The sequence below is a fragment of the Rhodopseudomonas palustris HaA2 genome, assembly GCF_000013365.1.
Taxonomy (GTDB): Bacteria; Pseudomonadota; Alphaproteobacteria; order Rhizobiales; family Xanthobacteraceae; genus Rhodopseudomonas; species Rhodopseudomonas palustris_J.
Window position 1 is genome coordinate 4,159,618 of record NC_007778.1, and the last position, 17,555, is coordinate 4,177,172.

The 17,555-nt window shown below is 66.1% G+C and carries 16 protein-coding genes; 9 read left to right on the forward strand and 7 right to left on the reverse strand.

The features are described from left to right. The first annotated feature begins 20 nt into the window (after positions 1-20). The gene (locus tag RPB_RS18285; RefSeq protein WP_011442503.1) at positions 21-935 is read left to right on the forward strand and encodes an NAD(P)-dependent oxidoreductase; all 915 of its coding nucleotides are present in this window, start codon (positions 21-23) and stop codon (positions 933-935) included. A gap of 136 nt (positions 936-1,071) precedes the next feature. After that, positions 1,072-1,881 (forward strand): hypothetical protein, encoded by an 810-nt coding sequence (locus RPB_RS18290; RefSeq protein WP_011442504.1) that lies wholly within the window; start codon positions 1,072-1,074, stop codon positions 1,879-1,881. Positions 1,882-1,893: 12 nt separating this feature from the next. On the opposite strand, the gene RPB_RS18295 is transcribed toward RPB_RS18290, so the two are convergent. Then, the gene (locus RPB_RS18295) at positions 1,894-2,967 is read right to left on the reverse strand and encodes a tartrate dehydrogenase (RefSeq protein WP_041798857.1); all 1,074 of its coding nucleotides are present in this window, start codon (positions 2,965-2,967) and stop codon (positions 1,894-1,896) included. Between the two features lie 309 nt (positions 2,968-3,276). On the opposite strand from RPB_RS18295, the gene RPB_RS18300 reads away from it, so the two are divergent. Further along, positions 3,277-4,653: a GH1 family beta-glucosidase gene (locus tag RPB_RS18300; RefSeq protein ID WP_011442506.1), complete on the forward strand. Its 1,377-nt coding sequence runs from the start codon at positions 3,277-3,279 to the stop codon at positions 4,651-4,653. Positions 4,654-4,663: 10 nt separating this feature from the next. Here the strand turns inward: RPB_RS18300 and RPB_RS18305 are convergent, their stop codons facing one another. Continuing rightward, positions 4,664-5,770 (reverse strand): SbmA/BacA-like family transporter, encoded by a 1,107-nt coding sequence (locus RPB_RS18305; protein WP_011442507.1) that lies wholly within the window; start codon positions 5,768-5,770, stop codon positions 4,664-4,666. A 133-nt stretch (positions 5,771-5,903) separates the two neighbouring features. Here RPB_RS18305 and RPB_RS18310 point away from each other — a divergent pair, with 133 nt between their 5' ends. From RPB_RS18310 to RPB_RS18330, 5 genes are all read left to right on the forward strand, one after another. Then, complete coding sequence (locus RPB_RS18310) at positions 5,904-7,337, forward strand: amidase (protein WP_011442508.1); 1,434 nt, start codon at positions 5,904-5,906, stop codon at positions 7,335-7,337. A 101-nt stretch (positions 7,338-7,438) separates the two neighbouring features. After that, positions 7,439-7,648, forward strand: coding sequence for a ferredoxin (locus RPB_RS18315; RefSeq protein WP_011442509.1), 210 nt, complete (start codon positions 7,439-7,441; stop codon positions 7,646-7,648). A 63-nt stretch (positions 7,649-7,711) separates the two neighbouring features. Next, entirely contained in the window at positions 7,712-8,911 is a 1,200-nt protein-coding gene (locus RPB_RS18320) for a cytochrome P450 (RefSeq protein ID WP_011442510.1), read from the forward strand. A gap of 20 nt (positions 8,912-8,931) precedes the next feature. Continuing rightward, positions 8,932-9,597, forward strand: a complete 666-nt coding sequence (locus RPB_RS18325; protein WP_011442511.1) for a sulfite oxidase-like oxidoreductase — start codon at positions 8,932-8,934, stop codon at positions 9,595-9,597. A gap of 123 nt (positions 9,598-9,720) precedes the next feature. Beyond that, positions 9,721-10,941, forward strand: a complete 1,221-nt coding sequence (locus RPB_RS18330) for a bifunctional alpha/beta hydrolase/OsmC family protein (RefSeq protein WP_011442512.1) — start codon at positions 9,721-9,723, stop codon at positions 10,939-10,941. A 72-nt stretch (positions 10,942-11,013) separates the two neighbouring features. Here the strand turns inward: RPB_RS18330 and paaK are convergent, their stop codons facing one another. Continuing rightward, positions 11,014-12,348, reverse strand: a complete 1,335-nt coding sequence (gene paaK / locus RPB_RS18335) for a phenylacetate--CoA ligase PaaK (RefSeq protein ID WP_011442513.1) — start codon at positions 12,346-12,348, stop codon at positions 11,014-11,016. Between the two features lie 14 nt (positions 12,349-12,362). Next, entirely contained in the window at positions 12,363-12,764 is a 402-nt protein-coding gene (gene paaI, locus RPB_RS18340; protein ID WP_157038939.1) for a hydroxyphenylacetyl-CoA thioesterase PaaI, read from the reverse strand. Between the two features lie 311 nt (positions 12,765-13,075). On the opposite strand from paaI, the gene paaZ reads away from it, so the two are divergent. Beyond that, positions 13,076-15,112: a phenylacetic acid degradation bifunctional protein PaaZ gene (gene paaZ / locus RPB_RS18345; protein ID WP_011442515.1), complete on the forward strand. Its 2,037-nt coding sequence runs from the start codon at positions 13,076-13,078 to the stop codon at positions 15,110-15,112. Positions 15,113-15,149: 37 nt separating this feature from the next. Here paaZ and paaE read toward each other — a convergent pair whose 3' ends face one another. The 3 genes from paaE to paaC are packed head-to-tail and all read right to left on the reverse strand — an operon-like array spanning position 15,150 to position 17,543. Then, entirely contained in the window at positions 15,150-16,238 is a 1,089-nt protein-coding gene (gene paaE, locus RPB_RS18350; RefSeq protein WP_041798335.1) for a 1,2-phenylacetyl-CoA epoxidase subunit PaaE, read from the reverse strand. Positions 16,239-16,269: 31 nt separating this feature from the next. Next, the gene (paaD, locus tag RPB_RS18355; RefSeq protein ID WP_011442517.1) at positions 16,270-16,773 is read right to left on the reverse strand and encodes a 1,2-phenylacetyl-CoA epoxidase subunit PaaD; all 504 of its coding nucleotides are present in this window, start codon (positions 16,771-16,773) and stop codon (positions 16,270-16,272) included. Further along, entirely contained in the window at positions 16,767-17,543 is a 777-nt protein-coding gene (paaC, locus tag RPB_RS18360; protein ID WP_011442518.1) for a 1,2-phenylacetyl-CoA epoxidase subunit PaaC, read from the reverse strand. The genes paaD and paaC overlap by 7 nt, the downstream gene beginning before the upstream one ends. Positions 17,544-17,555: the final 12 nt, after the last annotated feature.

Genomic DNA, 17,555 nt, shown 5'->3' on the forward strand with positions numbered 1-17,555 from the left:
AACAAAACCGGGGGACCAGGATGCACGCGGTGTTCGTCGACGCCAGCGAAACGCTGGCGATGATCATGGAAGCTCAGGCCCTGCCGGACGATCCGCCGATGGTGATCCATCGCGATCCCGACGTGACGCCGGAGGAGCTGCCCGGCGTACTCGCCGGCGCCGAGATCGCGATCATCGATCACACTTATCTGCCGACCGATATCGCACGGCAATGCGCCGGCCTGAAGCACGTGGTGTTTCTCGGCACCGGCGCGCGCAGCTACATGAACATCGAGGAATTGGCCGAACTCGGCATCTCGGTGCATCTGATCCGCGGCTATGGCGATACGGCCGTTGCCGAGGCGACCATCGCGCTGATGTGGGCGGCCGCGCGCAACCTCGCGCTGATGGACCGCGAGATGCGCGCCGGCCAATGGCTGCGTGAGGACGGCATGCAACTCACCGGCAAGACCCTCGGCCTGATCGGATTCGGCGGCATCGGCGCCGAGGTCGCGCGGATCGCGCATGGCTCCGGCATGAAGGTGATCGCCTGGAATCGCACGCCGAAGCCGACGCCCGGCGTGACGTTCGTCGACATCGACACGCTGCTGCGCGACAGCCACGTCGTCTCGTTACACCTGCTGCTCGACGACGAGACCCGCGGTTTCCTGTCGCGCGAACGCATCGCCGCGATGCGGCCCGGCGCGATCTTGGTCAACACCGCGCGCGCCGGCCTCACCGACGAGGCCGCGATGATCGAGGCACTGCGATCCGGCCATCTGCGCCACGCCGCGCTCGACGTGTTCGAGATCGAACCGCTGCCGGCGGACCATCCGCTGACAACGCTGCCCAACGTCACGCTGTCGGCCCACTCGGCATTCCGCACGCCCGAGGCGAGTGACAACCTGATCGCCGCATCGCTCGCGCATTGCCGGCGGATCGCGGCAGTGGAGTAGCTAACAAGCTCCGGCGACCCGGGGGCGGCAATTAGCTACCAGATTCGCGCGGCGCGCTGCTTACGGGCCGTGATCCGGATCAAGGCCGGATCGACCATCCGCATGCGACACTTCCGCAGCAGCAGAGGAGGCGCACATGAAGGACTGGTTTGCGGCTTGTGCCGTCGGGCTCGTGATCATCGTCGGCTCGGCCGCCAGACTGGGCGGAACGGTAGCCTTCCTGCTGGCATTCGGGATCGCCTGGTATCTCCTCGCAGCACGCGACATCGGCTTCGCGGCAGCTCGCAACGCGCTGGACATCAAGCTCCTGCCGCCGATTTGGCGACGCGGCAACTGGATGTGGCTCGACACATTGTTCGGAGACGGCGACAAGCTGCTGAAGGCGGCGACGGTCGCACTCGCAGTGACCGGCGCGGGATTGATGTTCAGGGCTGACATCGTCTACGGCGCCGCCCTGCTGATCGCCGCGTTCTACGTCTCCGAAATCCTGCGCGGAACCCGGGCGCCACCACCCCGTGGGGTGCGAATTCCCGATGCCAGCGCACATGGCGTGCTGATCGAGACCGCTCCAGCCATTGCGCCGCCGACGGCGGCGCTCGCCGCGCCGGCGACCACGGTCCTTTCCGCGATCGTTGCGCCGCCGATCATCCCCGCCGCGACCCGCCGCGTGCTCGTCGTCCGCGCGCGCGAACTACACAAGCCGGTGGTGCTGAAGCAGCGTCCCATCGGCCGGCGCCCCGACGCGAAGCGGACGAAGCGTCCTGCGCGCGACAGGTCCAAGCAACCACAGCCGCAACTGCCGAGCCGCAAGCCGGACCACCCGATCGCGATCCGCCGTCGCAAACCGCAGCGGCCAAGGCCGCTGCTCCGTCGCCGGACGATCTGCAAGCCGTCCACCCCGGTCGGCCGACGTAGCCAGAGACCGGTCATCGCCATCCGGCGTTAGCAGCGCACGTCCCTACTCCACCATTTCCGCCACAGCTTTGCCGCAAGCCGTCGTGTCGGCCTGACCACCGAGATCACGCGTGCGCAGCGTGCCCTCCGCCAGCGTCCGCTCGATCGCCTTGACGATCGAATCCGCAGCGGTCTTCTCACCGAGGTGTTCGAGCATCATCGCGCCCGACCAGATCATCCCGATCGGATTGGCGATGCCCTGCCCCGCAATGTCCGGCGCCGAGCCGTGCACCGGCTCGAACACGCTCGGGAAATCGCCGTCCGGATTGATGTTGCCCGACGGCGCAATACCGATCGTGCCGGTACAGGCCGGGCCGAGATCGGACAGGATGTCGCCGAACAGGTTGGAGCCGACGACGACGTCGAACCAGTCCGGATGCAGCACGAAATGCGCGGTGAGGATATCGATGTGATACTTGTCCCACGTCACGTCGGGATAGGCCTTCGCCATCGCCTCGACCCGCTCGTCCCAATACGGCATGGTGATCGAGATGCCGTTCGACTTGGTCGCCGACGTCAGATGCCGCTTCGGCCGCGATTGCGCGAGGTCGAAGGCGAATTTCAGGATGCGGTCGACACCGGTCCGCGTCATCACCGTCTGCTGGGTGACGAATTCGCGGTCGGTGTCGGGAAACATCCGGCCGCCGACCGATGAATATTCCCCCTCGGTGTTCTCGCGCACCACCCAGAAATCGATATCGCCCGGCTTGCGCCCGGCGAGCGGCGACGGCACGCCAGGCATCAGCCGCACCGGGCGCAGATTGACGTATTGATCGAACTCGCGACGGAACTTGATCAGCGACCCCCACAGCGAGATGTGGTCCGGGATCTTCTGCGGCCAGCCCACCGCGCCGAAGAAGATCGCGTCGTGGCCGCCGATCAGATTCTTCCAATCGTCCGGCATCATCTGGCCGTGCTTTTCATAATAGTCATAGCTGGCGAAGTCGAAATGATCGAATCTCAGCTTGACGCGATGCTTCTTCGCGGCGGCTTCGAGCGCACGAAGCCCTTCCGGCATCACCTCCTTGCCGATGCCGTCGCCGGGGATGACGGCGATCCGGTATTCGTCCTTCTTCATGTTCTGATCCATCGCGTGAGTTCGCCGATTTCGAAAGCCGAGCAGGCGACAACGATGTGGACCAAACGCCGCCGGCGATCAACGCTGCACCGCACACATTTGCCACGGCGAGCGTGGACGCGGCGCTTGCGCAGGGCAGCCATGACGCCATCGATGGTCCCGTCGTGACGTGCTGCTACAACGGGGCCCGGCTCGCCGCGAGCGCCATCGCCGCGGCGGCACAAAGTCGCGTTTTGATCCAGCGCAAGCGCATCGCCCGGCGGCGCGGCGTATCAGAACCCAAAAGCCGCCAATTCGGAGACGAAGGCCATGGACAAGCTCGCACCGCCCACCAACGAGCCGATGCCGGGCCTGCCATCGCTGACCCACGTCAGGCCCGACTTCATCTGGGGTGCATCGACGGCGAGCTTTCAGATCGAGGGCGCGGCCAACGAGGATGGACGCGGTCAAAGCGTCTGGGACACCTATTGCCGCACCGGCCAGGTCGCCAACAACGACACCGGCGACGTCGCCTGCGACCACTATCATCGCTACAAGGAAGACGTCGCGCTGATGAAAGCGCTCGGCCTGCAGGCCTATCGCTTCTCGGTGGCCTGGCCGCGCGTGCTGCCGCAAGGCACCGGCGCGGTGAACGAGGCCGGACTCGCCTTCTACGACCGGCTGATCGACGAACTCGAGGCCGCGGGAATCGAGCCGTGGCTCTGTCTGTATCACTGGGATCTGCCGCAGGCGCTCGAAGATCGCGGCGGCTGGCTCAATCGCGACATCGTCGACTGGTTCGCCGACTATGCCCGGTTGATTGGCCAACGCTACGGCCGGCGCGTCAAGCGGTTCGTCACCTTCAACGAGCCCGGCATCTTCAGCCTGTTCAGCCGGTCTTTCGGCGCCCGCGACCGCAGCGCCGACGACAAGCTGCATCGCTGGATCCACCACGTCAATCTCGCCCACGGCGCGGCAGTCGACGCGCTGCGCCAAACCGTCGCCGACGCCCAAATCGGGCTGGTCACCAACTATCAGCCGATCTATCCGTCGACCGACAAGCCCGAGGACATCACCGAGGCCGCGCTGATCGGCGATTACTGGAACCGGGCATTCTCCGATCCGCAATATCTCGGCGAATATCCCTCGCTGATCCGCGACGCGATCGCTCCACACATCCAGCCCGGCGACATAGCGCGAATCCACCGTCCGCTCGACTGGTTCGGGCTGAACCATTACAGCCCGGTGTATATCAACTCCGATCCCAATGCGATCATCGGTCTCGGCTGGGGCGCCAAACCCGATGGCATTCCGCGCACGCCGATCGACTGGACCATCGAGCCCGACGCCTTTCGCGACACGTTGATCGAGGTCAGCCGCCGCTACGGCAAGCCGGTCTACGTCACCGAGAACGGCTACGGCAGCAACATCGAGAAGCCCGACGATACCGGCGCGGTGATCGATCCCGGCCGCATCGCCTTTCTGCGCGACTACATCTCCGGCCTCGATGCGGCGATCGCCGCGGGCGCCGACGTCCGAGGCTATTTCGTCTGGTCGCTGCTCGACAATTTCGAATGGGAGTCGGGCTACAAGGTCCGCTTCGGCCTCGTTTATGTCGACTACGCGACGCAGCGACGAATTCCGAAATCATCGTTCCGCTGGTACGCCGACGTCATTCGCCGGGCCCGCGGCGAGACGACAACTTAAGCGCCCGCGGTCAGCGCGGCAACGGCTCGGCTGCCTCCACCGACGCGGAATTATCGTCCGGCATTCTGTCGATCGCGGCCAGCAGCGCCGCGACGCGATTGGCGGACGATCGCCAGTCGGCCAGCCGCTGATAGTTGTCGACCAGCCAGTTCACCGCGCCCTGCACCGTGACGAACGCGGCGGCGCTCTGCGTCACCTCGCCGAGCGACATTGCGCCGCTGAGATATTTCGGAAAGCACAGGAAATACGCCACCACCGGCGCGAACAGAAAGTTGCCGTGCGACACCAGCGTCATGTCGACCAGTTGCCAGCATAGATCGCGCCACGATCGCAGTACCGCCTGGAGGCGCCGCTCGAGCTTGTCCATCCACCCGGCTTCGACCGCCTCGGTCGCCGGGTGGCAGCCGCGCAGCACCTCCGCGGCGGCGCGGAATTCGGCCTCGTTCTGATTGCGCTGTTCACTGATGCTGGTCATCCGGCGTCCGAACCACAGCATCAGCGCGGTCATCAGCGTCGAGTAGCCGATGACGCCGAGCACCAGATAGCCGGGGATTTCCAGACGAAAGCCGAACGGACTGACGGCGATGCTGCCGCCGACGCTCCACAGCACACTGAAGAACGTCAGCGCCGTCAGCACCGAGGACAGGAAGGCGAGGATCAGGTCGACCGGCGCATCGGTGGCGACGCGGACGTCCTCCGCCAGGCGGTATTCGGGATTCTCGGCGCCGTGATCATGGCAGTTCATCGGCTCGTCGTGGCTCTTAAGCGACCATTTTGCCAGGATGGAGCGGGTCATCGACTCACGCCAATTGCGCTGCCCGGTCATCCGCGCCCACACCGAGGTCGCGGCCAGGCAAATGCTGGTGCAGGCCAAGGCCAGAAACACGAAAGTTTGAGTCCAGAGTTCGGCGCCGTCGCGCCGCTCCAGCGCATCGAAAAAATGCCGATTCCACAAATTGAGATAGAATTGCACCGCCAGTTGCGCCAGCACGACGGTGATCAGCAGGGCGATCAGGCCGGTCACGCGGGGCGTGCCGCTGAGCCAGAACCGGTGCGACAACTGCCAGAACCCGGACAGGTTGTGGCCGTTCGAGTCGTTATGTGAGAAGAGACCCATGGCGCGATATAAGGCCCGAACCGGTGACTTGAAAAGCAGGTCGGGCTACCCATTGCGTCGTAGCCGGACGGCATAATCGCCCGCCTGCCTTGCACCCGCACGGCCGGCCGATCAAGTCAGGAGAGACAACAGGATGGCGGCACACCACGAGCTGATTCAAGCGACGGCCTGCAAGATCGTCGACCAACTCCGAACCGGCGAGGTCACGCCGCTCGATCTGCTCGACGCGCTGGAGCAGCGGATCGCCGAGGTCGACGGCGCCGTCAACGCGCTGCCGACGCTGTGCTTCGATCGCGCCCGCGCCCGTGCCGCCGACCTGATGAAGAAGCCGCAGTCCGAACGCGGCCTGCTCGCCGGCCTTCCGGTGCCGATCAAGGACCTCACCGCGGTCGAAGGCGTGCGGACGACCCAGGGGTCGCCGATCTTCAAGGACCATGTCCCTACCCGCTCCGACCTGATGGTCGAGCACCTCGAAGCCAGTGGCGGGGTGGTCTACGCCAAATCCAACACCCCGGAATTCGGCGCCGGCGCCAACACCTTCAACGAGGTGTTCGGGGCGACGCGCAATCCGTGGGATTTGTCGCGCTCGGCGGCAGGCTCGTCCGGCGGCGCTGCGGCCGCGCTCGCCAGCGGCACCGCGTGGCTCGCCCACGGCTCGGACATGGGCGGCTCGCTGCGCAATCCGGCGAGCTTCTGCGGCGTCGTCGGCCTGCGGCCGAGCTTCGGCCGTGTCGCGCACACGCCCGCAGCAGCGATCGACCGCAATCTCGGCGTGCAGGGCCCGATGGCGCGCAATGTCGAGGACGTCGCCCTGTTGCTCGACGCGATGAGCGGCGAACACGCCGCCGATCCGCTGTCGCTGCCCTCGCCGGTAACCTCGTTCCTCGCCGCCGCGCGCGCGCGCACCAAGCCGCTGCGCGTGGCTTATTCGCCCGACCTCGGCATCACCCCGGTCGATCCCGAGGTCGCCGCGATCACCCGCAAGGCGGCCGAGCGCTTCGCCGAATCCGGCGTGGTCGTAGAGCAGGCTCAGCCCGACCTCTCTGAAGCGCACGAATGCTTCCACGTGCTGCGCGCATTCGACTTCGCGATCAGCAAGGCGGAACTGCTCCGCACCAAGCGTGATCTGCTGAAGCCGGAGGTGATCTGGAACATCGAGCAGGGGCTCGCGCTCAGCGTCGACGATCTGGCCCGGGCCGAGGCGCAGCGCGTGGCGATGGCCGCACGCACCATCGCGTTCTTCGAGACTTACGATCTGCTGCTGTGTCCGGCGACGATCACCGCGCCTTTCCCCGTGGAGCAGCGCTACCTCGCAGAATGCAACGGCCACACCTTCGACAACTACGTCGAGTGGCTCGGCATCGTCTACGCGATCACGCTGGTCTGCTGCCCGGCGCTGTCGCTGCCCTGCGGCTTCACGTCGGCCGGCCTGCCGGTCGGGCTGCAGATGATTGCTCGGCCGCGCAACGAGGCCGGCCTGCTCGCCGGCGCCGCATTGCTCGAAGACGTTCTCGGCCTGCGCGGCACCACGCCGATCGATCCGCGGCCCGCGCCAGCGAGCCTCTGAGCCTTCCAAAGGACACTGGCGGACGTGACGCGCTGTGCTAGTCTCGGCGCGTCACGACACTCACAGATCCGCCGCCAAGGCGGACGACGAGGAAACGCCGCATGTCCGAAATGCTGACCATCCATGTTGATCAGGACAAGTGCCAGGGCCATGCGCGCTGCAAGGCGCTGGCGCCCGAATTGTTCGATCTCGACGACTACGGCAACGCTCACGAGAAAGGCGACGGCGTCGTGCCCGCCGACCTGATCGACAAGGCGTGGCTCGCGAAGTCCAACTGCCCGGAAAACGCGATCGACATCACAGAAGACTGATCTCGTTCATTCAAGTCGCGGCGCAGACCGTGACGCCAACGATAGCCGGAGGGAGAACGCGCAATGACCGAGCGAGCGCCTGTCACCGATTGGGCCAGCGACTTCGACCACACCGACCCGCGCTGGACCGAAAACCCCTATCCGATCTGGGACGAACTGCGCGCGGCGAGCCCGGTCGTCCACACCGACCGCTTCCTGGGCGTCTATATGCCGACCACCTTCGCGGCGGTGAAGGAGATTTCCTACGACACCGACCACTTCTCGTCGCGGCGCATCATCGTCCGCAACAGCCGGCCCGAGCCGGTGCAATCGGCGCCGCCGATTACTTCAGATCCGCCGGAACACAAGCCGGCCAAGCGCCTGCTGCTGCCGCCGTTCACGCCCGATGCGGTGGCCAAGCTCGAGCCGCGGGTTCGCTCGATCTGCAATGAACTGATCGACGATTTCATCGCGGATGGTCGCTGCGACGCCGCGAAGGCCTACAGCAAGCACATTCCGGTCAAGACGATCTGCGCGATGCTCGGCATTCCAGAGACCGACAGCGACCGGTTCATCCAGTGGATTCACGAAATCCTCGAACTCGGTATCCATGACGACGCGATGCTGATGAAGGCGATTCAGGAAATGAGCGTGTACTTCGCCGGCCACATCGCGAAGCGCAAGCAGCATCCGACCGACGATCTGATCAGCACGCTGATGAACGCGCGCGATGCCGACGGCCAGCCACTGTCCGATGTCCATGTGCTCGGCTCGTTGCGCCTGCTGCTGATCGCCGGCATCGACACGACGTGGAGCGCGATCGGCGCGGCGTTGTGGCATCTGGCGACGCATCCGGAAGATCGCGTCCGGCTTGTCGCCGAGCCGGACCTGATGTCGACGGCTATCGAAGAACTTCTCCGCGCCTATGCGCCGGTCACCATGGCCCGCGAGGTGATGAAGGAGACCACGATCGCCGGCTGCCCGGTGAAGCCCGGCAACATGGTGTTGCTGTCGTTCCCCGCCGCCAACCGCGATCCCGACGTCTTCCCCGACGCCGATCGGGTCAAGATCGACCGCCAAGAAAATCCTCACGTCGCGTTCGGCCTCGGTATTCACCGCTGCGTCGGGTCCAACTTGGCGCGAATGGAGATGACGGTTGCGATCGAGGAATGGCTGAAACGGATTCCGGAGTTTAGACTGGATTCGTCACAAAATGTGCGCTGGTCGGAAGGTACGGTTCGTGGCCCGCGCCAACTGCCGCTGCTGCTCGGCCAGCCGAGCTGAACGAGGCCGAAAGAGACCCGATGTCCGACGATGCCGACCTTCCTCCCGACTCCAAGCTCACTCGGAGCAAGCAGCGTTGGGCGGCCGAAGGCAAATTCATCACCGGCCGTCACGCGCGCCCGGACGAACAGCGCCTGCCGCCCGGGCAGCATCTCACGCAGGATTGGCCGGTGCTCGATCTCGGCCTGTCGCCACAGATCTCTCGCGAACGCTGGCGACTCGATGTCTACGGCTCGGTCGTGCAACCGCTGTTCTGGGACTGGTCGCAGTTCATGGCGCAGCCGCAATCGGATTTCGTTTCGGATATCCATTGCGTCACCACATGGTCGCGCTACGACAACCGCTGGCAAGGGCTTGCCACCCGAGCGCTGCTCGACGCCTGTCAGCCGCGCGAGCAAGCGCGCTACGTCGTGCTCCACTGCTATGATGGCTACACCACCAATTTGTCGCTGGAGGATTTCGCCGCTCCCGACGCGCTGATCGCGCATGCGTGGTCCGGCGCGCCGCTGGAGCCGGAGCACGGCGGCCCGGTGCGCCTGGTCGTGCCGCACCTGTATTTCTGGAAAAGCGCGAAATGGCTGCAGGCGATCGAAGTCCGCGACGACGATCAGCCGGGCTATTGGGAGGTCCGCGGCTATCACAACCGCGGCGACCCGTGGACCGAGCAGCGCTACTCGGAGGATTGATCTGATATCGTGATTTCGGGGCACGCGCAGCGCGAATCCGAACTTCGTTCCAGGACCTCCTGATTCCGTGTCTGCGCGTCCACGCACGTATCCCGGAATGACATCCCACTCGGAGTACCCACCATGCCGATCGAACGCTTTGAATTCCCCGGCAGCGGCGGACATCGACTCGCGGCTGCGCTGGAACTGCCGGGCTCGGCGCCGCTCGCCTTCGCGCTGTTTGCGCATTGTTTCACGTGCGGCAAAGACAATCTGGCCGCGCGGCGGATCGCGGCGGGGCTGGCGGCGCGCGGCATCGCGGTGCTGCGGTTCGACTTCACCGGGCTCGGCGCCAGCGAGGGCGACTTCGCCAATGCGACGTTCTCGTCAAACGTCGCCGATCTGGTTCTCGCCGCCGATCATCTGCGCAAGGTCCATCGGGCGCCGTCGCTGCTGATCGGCCACAGCCTCGGCGGCGCCGCGGTGCTGGCGGCCGCAGCGCAGATCCCCGAAGCGAAGGCGATCGCGACTATCGCCGCGCCGTCGGATCCATCGCATGTCGCCGGCCTGTTCGCCGAGCATGTCGATGCGATCCGCGAACAGGGCAGCGTCGAGGTCTCGCTCGCCGGCCGACCGTTCACGATCAAGCGCGAATTCCTCGACGACGCCGGCGAACACAATCTGATGGCGCAGGTGACCAAGCTGCGCAAGGCGCTGCTGGTGATGCACGCACCGACCGATGCCACCGTCAATATCGACAACGCCACCCGGATCTTTCTGGCTGCGCGGCATCCCAAGAGCTTCGTCTCGCTCGACCATGCCGATCATCTCCTGAGCGACCGCCGCGATGCGAACTACGCGGCCGATGTGATCGCCGCCTGGGCGGAGCGCTATCTCGACGCCCGGCAACCCGCCGCCGCCGGTGCGCCGGAGGTGCTGCGCGCCGTCATTGTGCAGGAAACCGGCGAAAGCAAATTCCAGCAGCGGATCAGCGTCGGACCGCATCAGTTGCTCGCCGACGAGCCGGTCGCGGTCGGTGGCGCGGATTCCGGGCTCGGCCCGTACGATCTGTTGCTTTCGGCGCTCGGCGCCTGCACCTCGATGACGATGCGGCTCTATGCCGAACGCAAGAAGCTGCCGCTCGACCGCGTGACCGTGACGCTGAGCCACGCCAAGATCCACGCCGAGGACTGCGTCGAATGCGAGACCAAGGTCGGCCTGCTCGACAGGATCGACCGCGTGATCGCGATCGACGGCGATCTCGACACCGATCAGCGCGCCCGACTGATCGAGATCGCGGACAAATGCCCGGTGCATCGCACCCTGACCTCGGAAGTGAAGATCGTCACCCGCGCGGCGGAGTGATGTCGCCACGTGCGGTCAGCCGGGACACTCGCGCCCGCCTCGTTCAGCAGTCTGCAGTCAGCAATGGCCGCCTCACGACTTCGGGCGCTTGTCGATCACCCGCCTGGCCTTGCCGAGCGAACGCTCCAGCGTGTCGGGCGGCACGACTTTGATCGTCGTCGAGATGCCGATGGTGTTCTTGATGTAGGCCGCAACGCGTTCGGCGTGCGGTACCAGGCCGGCGCCGTCCCAACTCTCCGTCCGCGCTTCGGCAAGCACGGTCATCTCGTCCATCCGTCCCTCGCGCGTCAGTTCGATGATGAAATGGCCACCGCACCAATCGGTCCCGAGCAACACTTCCTCGATCTGGGTCGGGAACACGTTGACACCTCGCAGGATGATCATGTCGTCGGAGCGGCCGGTGATCTTTTCCATCCGTCGCATCCCGGGCCGAGCCGTGCCCGGCATCAGCCGGGTCAGATCACGGGTGCGATAACGGATCACCGGGAAGGCTTCCTTGGTCAGCGAGGTGAACACCAGCTCGCCCTTCTCGCCATCGGGCAGCACTGCGCCGGTGACAGGATCGATGACCTCGGGCAGGAAGTGATCCTCCCAGACGTGCAAGCCGTCCTTGGTCTCGACGCATTCCTGCGCGACGCCCGGGCCGATCACTTCGGACAGCCCGTAGATGTCGGTCGCGTCCATGTCGAACGCCTGCTCGATCTCGGCACGCATCGCGTTGGTCCAGGGCTCGGCGCCGAACACGCCGTATTTCAACGACGATTGCCGCGGGTCGAGTCCCTGCCGTTTGAATTCGTCGAGGATCGCCAGCATGTAGCTCGGCGTCACGGTGATCACATCGGGCCTGAAATCGTTGATCAGTTGTACCTGCCGCTCGGTCATGCCGCCGGAGACCGGCACCACGGTGCAGCCGAGCTTCTCGCCGCCGTAGTGCGCGCCGAGCCCGCCGGTGAACAGGCCGTAGCCGTAGGAATTGTGAATGATCATGCCGCGGCGTGCGCCGGCGGCGCGCAGCGAACGCGCCATCACCGTGGCCCAGGTGTCGATGTCCTTCAGCGTGTAGCCGACCACGATCGGCTTGCCGGTGGTACCCGACGACGCGTGGACGCGGACCAGTTGCTCGCGTGGCACCGCGAACATGCTGAACGGGTAGTTGTCGCGCAGGTCTGTCTTCGACGTGAATGGAAATTTCGCCAGATCGGCGAGGTCGCGGAAGTCCTGCGGATGCACACCGGCTCGGTCGAACGCATTCCTGTAGTGGGGGACGTTGTCGTAGGCATGCGTCAGCGTCCAGGCCAGGCGTTCGGTCTGCAGCGAGACGATCGCGTCGCGGGAGGCGCGCTCGGCTTCGTCGAGCTCGGCGCTGTAGCCGGAAGGTGCCCGCAATTGATGGATGCTCGCGGCCATCGCTCTATCCTCTCTCAGCGTTGATCGGGTTGTTGCAGCGGCACCAGCGTTCCGCCGATCGACCGCGAATGGCCACGGAATTCGGCGATCACGATTCCGGCCGAGGAAACGCGGACATCGAAGATGCCGGATCGTCCGGCGCGGGTGACTTCGCGCGCGCTTGCCACCAGCTTCGCGCCGAGCTTGCTCGGGCGGATGAAACTGATCTGGCCCTGCGCCGCCACGGTGTTCTCGTTGCGCGAGTTGCAGGCATAGGCGAAGGCGGAGTCGGCCAGCGTAAAGATGAAGCCGCCATGGGCGATGCCGTGGCCGTTCACCATCTCGGTGGTGATCGTCATCGCCAGCGTCGCGAAGCCGGGGCCGATCTCGACGATCTCCATGCCGAGCGCCTTGCTGGCATGATCGTTGGCCCACATCGCGTCGGCGCAGGCGCGCGCCAATTCGTCGGGCGACAACTCCGCGGCAGCGGGGGAGCGCGCCACGGTCACCGCATGGTCCGAGCGCGGCAGGCACGCATCGCGATGCGTCGCCGCTTCCGGTCGGCGATCATGTCGTCATTCACGTTTCGCTCCCAATTTCACCCACCACGTCCGGGCTCTTTGAAAGCCTCTTGAATTGAACGATCGGTCAGTCAATTATTAGCCCAAGCCACCATCGTGTCAACGGCCGCCGCGCACGTCAAACCGCGCGGCGCCGCGGGCCGAACAAGAAAATCGGGGAGGACGCCATGACCACCACGCTGCAAAGCCTCGCGCGCGACGCCTGGGTGACGCCGGACACCGGCCTCGTCGACATTCCGAGCGCGATCGACGGCCGAGTGGTGGCGCGCGCCTCCAGCGCCGGGCTCGACTTTGCCGCGATCGTGCGCCACGCGCGCGAGGTCGGCGGGCCCGGCCTGCGCGCGCTGAGCTTTCACCAGCGCGCCGACCGGCTGAAGGCAATCGGCGCGTATCTGATCGAGCGCAAGGAGCAGCTCTACGCGATCGCCGCCGACACCGGCGCCAATCGCCGCGACAACGCGATCGACATCGACGGCGGCCTGGTGACGCTCGCGGCCTACGCCTCGCGCGGCCGGCGCGAACTGCCGGATACGAAATTCATCATCGAAGGCGAGGTCGAACAATTCGGCAAGCGCGGCAGCTTCGTCGGGCAACACATTCTCTCACCGCTACACGGCGTCGCCGTGCATATCAACGCGTTCAATTTTCCGTGCTGGGGTCTGCTCGAAAAGCTGGCGCCGGCGCTGCTCGCCGGCGTCCCGGTGATCGCCAAGCCGGCGACGGCGACGGCCTATGTGGCCGAGGCGCTGGTCAAGCTGATCCACGAATCCGGCCTGCTGCCGCCGGGCGCGCTTCAGCTGATCTGTGGCAGCACCGGCGATCTCTTCGATCATCTGACCGGCCAGGATGTGATCGCCTTCACCGGCTCGATCGAGACCTCGGACAAGCTCCGCGCGCATCCCAACGTCGCAAGGCATTCGATCCGCTTCATCGCCGAGCGCGACTCGCTGAACGCCGCGATCCTCGGCACGGATATCGCCCCGACCGACCCGGAGTTCGATCTGTTCGTGCGGGAGGTGGCGCGTGAGATGACCAGCAAGGCCGGGCAAAAATGCACCGCGATCCGCCGCGTGCTTGTGCCCCGCGCGCAGGAAGCCGCTGTCATCGCGGCCCTGCAGGCGACGCTGACCGACGTGAAGCTCGGCGATCCGCGCCAAGACGACAAGGCGATGGGCCCGCTGGTCAGCCGCGGCCAACGCGACACGGTGCGCGCCGCGATCGCAGCGCTCGCCCCCGAGGCCGACATCGTGTTCGGAGACCCGCAGCGTTGCAGCGGCGACGGCATCGACACCACGGCGGGGGCTTACCTCTCGCCGATACTCCTGCGCGCAACGGACCCGATGCGCGCAGAGAAGCTCCACGCCATCGAGGCGTTCGGACCCGTCGCGACCGTGATCGCCTATGACGACGTCGACCAGGTGATCGAGCTGGTTCGCCGCGGCGAAGGCAGCCTGGTCGCGTCGCTGTTCACCTACGACAACGAGGTCGCCGAGCAGATCGCGCTCGGCATCGCGCCGTGGCACGGGCGATTGCTGATCCTCGACCGCGATTGCGCCGCGGAATCCACCGGCCATGGCACGCCACTTCCGGCGTTGTTGCATGGAGGCCCTGGCCGCGCCGGCGGCGGCGAAGAACTCGGCGGCCTGCGCAGCGTGCATCACTACATGCAGCGCACCGCAATCCAGTGCTCGCCGCGCCGGCTGGCGGCATTGACCGGCACGTGGAGCCGCGGCGCACCGTCGCCGGTCTCGAATCTGCATCCGTTCAAGCGCAACTTCGACGAACTGACCGTCGGCGAAAGCATCGAGACCGCGAGCCGGCCGATTACCCTCGACGACATCGAGCACTTCGCACATTTCACCGGCGACACGTTCTACGCCCATATGGACGAGGCGGCGGCCAAGGCCAACCCGTTCTTCCCCGGCCGTGTCGCCCACGGCTATCTCATTCTGGCGTTCGCCGCCGGCCTGTTCGTCGACCCGGCACCGGGGCCGCTGTTGGCGAATTACGGCCTCGACAATCTGCGCTTCCTCAAGCCCGTCTCACCCGACGACACCATTCGCGTGAAGCTGACCGTGAAGCAGAAATCCTCCGCGCGGCGGCCGGAATACGGCGAGGTGCGGTGGGACGTCGAGGTGGTGAACCAGAACAACGAGCCGGTCGCGCGCTACGACCTGCTGACGATGAGTGCCCGGCCGACATAGCGGCATCCGGCACGCGCCATTCGGCGCGGCCGGCTCTCTACAAGTGATCGTAGTCCACCACCACCCGATCGGTGGTCGGTTTCGCCTGGCAGGTCAGGATGAAGCCGGCTTTCAGCTCCCACGGCTCCAGCGAGTAGTTCAGCTCCATCGGGGCCTGGCCCTCGACCAGCTTGGCGCGGCAAGTGGAGCACATTCCGCCTTTGCAGGCGAAGGGCAGGTCAACGCCGGCACGTAACGCTGCGTCGAGGATCGCCTCGCCCTCCGCCACCGGCACTTCGCGGCGCTTGCCGTCGATGATCAGCGACGCGATCGCTTTCGGCGGCGCGCCCGGCGCGACCACCGCCTTGGGTCGCGGCTTGCCGCCGAGGCCGGAGACGAAGCGCTCGACATGAATGCGCGCCTCGGCGATGCCGAGTTCGCGGCAGGCGGCCTCGACGTCGTCGCTCATCCCGATCGGGCCGCAGACGAAGACGTGATCGACGCTCGCGGCGGGCAGCATCGCGGTCAGCAGCAGCCGCACCTTGTCGCGATCGAGCCGGCCCTGCATCACCGGCACGTCCTGCTCTTCCTGAGAGAGAACGTGGAACACCGCGAAGCGCTGCAAGTAACGATCCTTGAGCGTCTCCAGCGTGTCGCGAAACAGGATCTGATCGGTGCTGCGGTTGCCGTAGAACAGGAAGAACCGGCTCGCCGGCTCGCGCGCCAACACGGCCTTGATCAGCGACAAGATCGGCGTGATGCCGGAGCCCGCGGCGAAGCCGACATAGGTGCGGACCTCGTCCGGCGCAGGCGCGACGCCGAACCGGCCGGTCGGCGTCATCACGTCGAGCGTGTCGCCGGCTTTCAGCTCCTCGGTCGCCCACACCGAGAACGCGCCGCCGTCGATCTTCTTCACTGCGATCCGCAATTCGCCGTCGTCGGGGCCCGAGCAGATCGAATAGGAGCGCCGCACCTCCTCGCCGTCCATCGTGGTGCGCAGCGTCAGATACTGACCCGCGGCGAACTGGTAGGCGTCGGCGAGATCCGGCGGGACGGTGAAGCTCAGCGAGATCGCGTCGCGGCCTTCGCGGCGCAGATCGCGGATCACCAGCGGATGGAAGCGCGGAATGGTGGCAGAGATGTTCATGGCGGGCATCGGCTCAATGACATTTGACCTATCAGTGACATTTGAAGTAATCGAACGGCTCGCGGCACACCTTGCAGCGCCACAGCGCCTTGCAGGAGGTCGAGCCGAATTCGGACAGTTGCTCGGTGTCGATCGAACCGCATTGCGGACAGGCTATTTCAAGGGCGCCGAACAACGCCCGGCGGCCGGTCGCGGCCTGCGGCGGCGCGATGCCATAGTCCTTCAGCTTGGCGCGGCCCTCGGCGCTCATCCAGTCGGTGGTCCAGGCCGGCGCCAGCACGGTTCGAACGCTCGCGTCGCCGATGCCGGCGCGCGCCAGCGCGGTCTCGATCTCCAGCGTGATCATGTTCATCGCCGGGCAGCCCGAATAGGTCGGCGTGATCGTGACCTCGACGCGGCCGTCGTTGACGCTGATGTCGCGCAGCACGCCGAGATCGGCGATGGTGAGGACGGGAATCTCCGGATCGACCACGGTCGCGGCCGCATCCCAGGCGCGGGCGCGCAGCTCGGAATCGCTGATGGCGCGCGTCACCATGTCTGGCCCGGATAGGTCCGCTGCATGTATTGCAGCTCGGAGAGCAGATGGCCGAGATGCTCGCTGTGCCGGCCGCTGCGGCCGCCGCGCTGCACCCACGTGCCGCTCGGCAGCGTCAAGGTCGCTTCGCCCAGCACGGCGGCGATCGTTGCCTGCCAGGGCTCGCGCAGGCTCGCGGGATCGATCACGACGCCCGCCTCGATCAGGCTGCGCTCGCCATCGTCGGCCTCGAACAGCTCACCCGTGAACGGCCACAGCGCGTCGATCGCGTCCTGCGCGCGGCGATGGCTTTCGTCGGTGCCGTCGCCGAGCCGGATCATCCATTCCGACGTGTGGCGGAGGTGATAGGCGCTTTCCTTTTCCGACTTCGCCGCGATCGCGGCGAGCGTCGGGTCGGCCGAGCGCATCATCGCCCGCCAATACGGATCGGCGTAGGCGGAATACAACAATTGCCGCGCGATGGTGCGGGCGAAGTCGCCGTTGGGCTGCTCGACGAGCAAGAGGTTCTGGTAATCGCGCTCCTCGCGCAGATAAGCGAGCTGATCCTCGCCGCGCCCCCTGCCCTCGACGCGCCCTGCATAGCTGTACAGTTCGCGCGCCTGCCCGATCAGATCCAGCGCGATGTTCGACAGCGCCATGTCCTCTTCGAGCATCGGCGCATGGCCGCACCATTCCGACAGCCGATGCCCGAGGATCAGCGCGTCGTCGGCGCGGCGCAGGGCGTAGGTGAACAGCGGGGTGTCGGTGATTTCGATCGAGGCGGCGGGCATCGGCTGTTACTC

What these genes read in the sequence shown, in the direction of transcription:
- RPB_RS18285 (WP_011442503.1), top strand. Translation starts at nt 21, where the DNA reads ATGCACGCGGTGTTCGTCGACGCCAGCGAAACGCTGGCGATGATCATG.
- RPB_RS18310 (WP_011442508.1), top strand. Translation starts at nt 5,904, where the DNA reads ATGGCGGCACACCACGAGCTGATTCAAGCGACGGCCTGCAAGATCGTC.
- RPB_RS18315 (WP_011442509.1), top strand. Translation starts at nt 7,439, where the DNA reads ATGTCCGAAATGCTGACCATCCATGTTGATCAGGACAAGTGCCAGGGC.
- RPB_RS18295 (WP_041798857.1), bottom strand. Translation starts at nt 2,967, where the DNA reads ATGAAGAAGGACGAATACCGGATCGCCGTCATCCCCGGCGACGGCATC.
- RPB_RS18325 (WP_011442511.1), top strand. Translation starts at nt 8,932, where the DNA reads ATGTCCGACGATGCCGACCTTCCTCCCGACTCCAAGCTCACTCGGAGC.
- paaE (WP_041798335.1), bottom strand. Translation starts at nt 16,238, where the DNA reads ATGAACATCTCTGCCACCATTCCGCGCTTCCATCCGCTGGTGATCCGC.
- paaD (WP_011442517.1), bottom strand. Translation starts at nt 16,773, where the DNA reads ATGGTGACGCGCGCCATCAGCGATTCCGAGCTGCGCGCCCGCGCCTGG.
- paaI (WP_157038939.1), bottom strand. Translation starts at nt 12,764, where the DNA reads ATGTGGGCCAACGATCATGCCAGCAAGGCGCTCGGCATGGAGATCGTC.
- RPB_RS18290 (WP_011442504.1), top strand. Translation starts at nt 1,072, where the DNA reads ATGAAGGACTGGTTTGCGGCTTGTGCCGTCGGGCTCGTGATCATCGTC.
- paaZ (WP_011442515.1), top strand. Translation starts at nt 13,076, where the DNA reads ATGACCACCACGCTGCAAAGCCTCGCGCGCGACGCCTGGGTGACGCCG.
- RPB_RS18300 (WP_011442506.1), top strand. Translation starts at nt 3,277, where the DNA reads ATGGACAAGCTCGCACCGCCCACCAACGAGCCGATGCCGGGCCTGCCA.
- RPB_RS18305 (WP_011442507.1), bottom strand. Translation starts at nt 5,770, where the DNA reads ATGGGTCTCTTCTCACATAACGACTCGAACGGCCACAACCTGTCCGGG.
- RPB_RS18320 (WP_011442510.1), top strand. Translation starts at nt 7,712, where the DNA reads ATGACCGAGCGAGCGCCTGTCACCGATTGGGCCAGCGACTTCGACCAC.
- paaK (WP_011442513.1), bottom strand. Translation starts at nt 12,348, where the DNA reads ATGGCCGCGAGCATCCATCAATTGCGGGCACCTTCCGGCTACAGCGCC.
- paaC (WP_011442518.1), bottom strand. Translation starts at nt 17,543, where the DNA reads ATGCCCGCCGCCTCGATCGAAATCACCGACACCCCGCTGTTCACCTAC.
- RPB_RS18330 (WP_011442512.1), top strand. Translation starts at nt 9,721, where the DNA reads ATGCCGATCGAACGCTTTGAATTCCCCGGCAGCGGCGGACATCGACTC.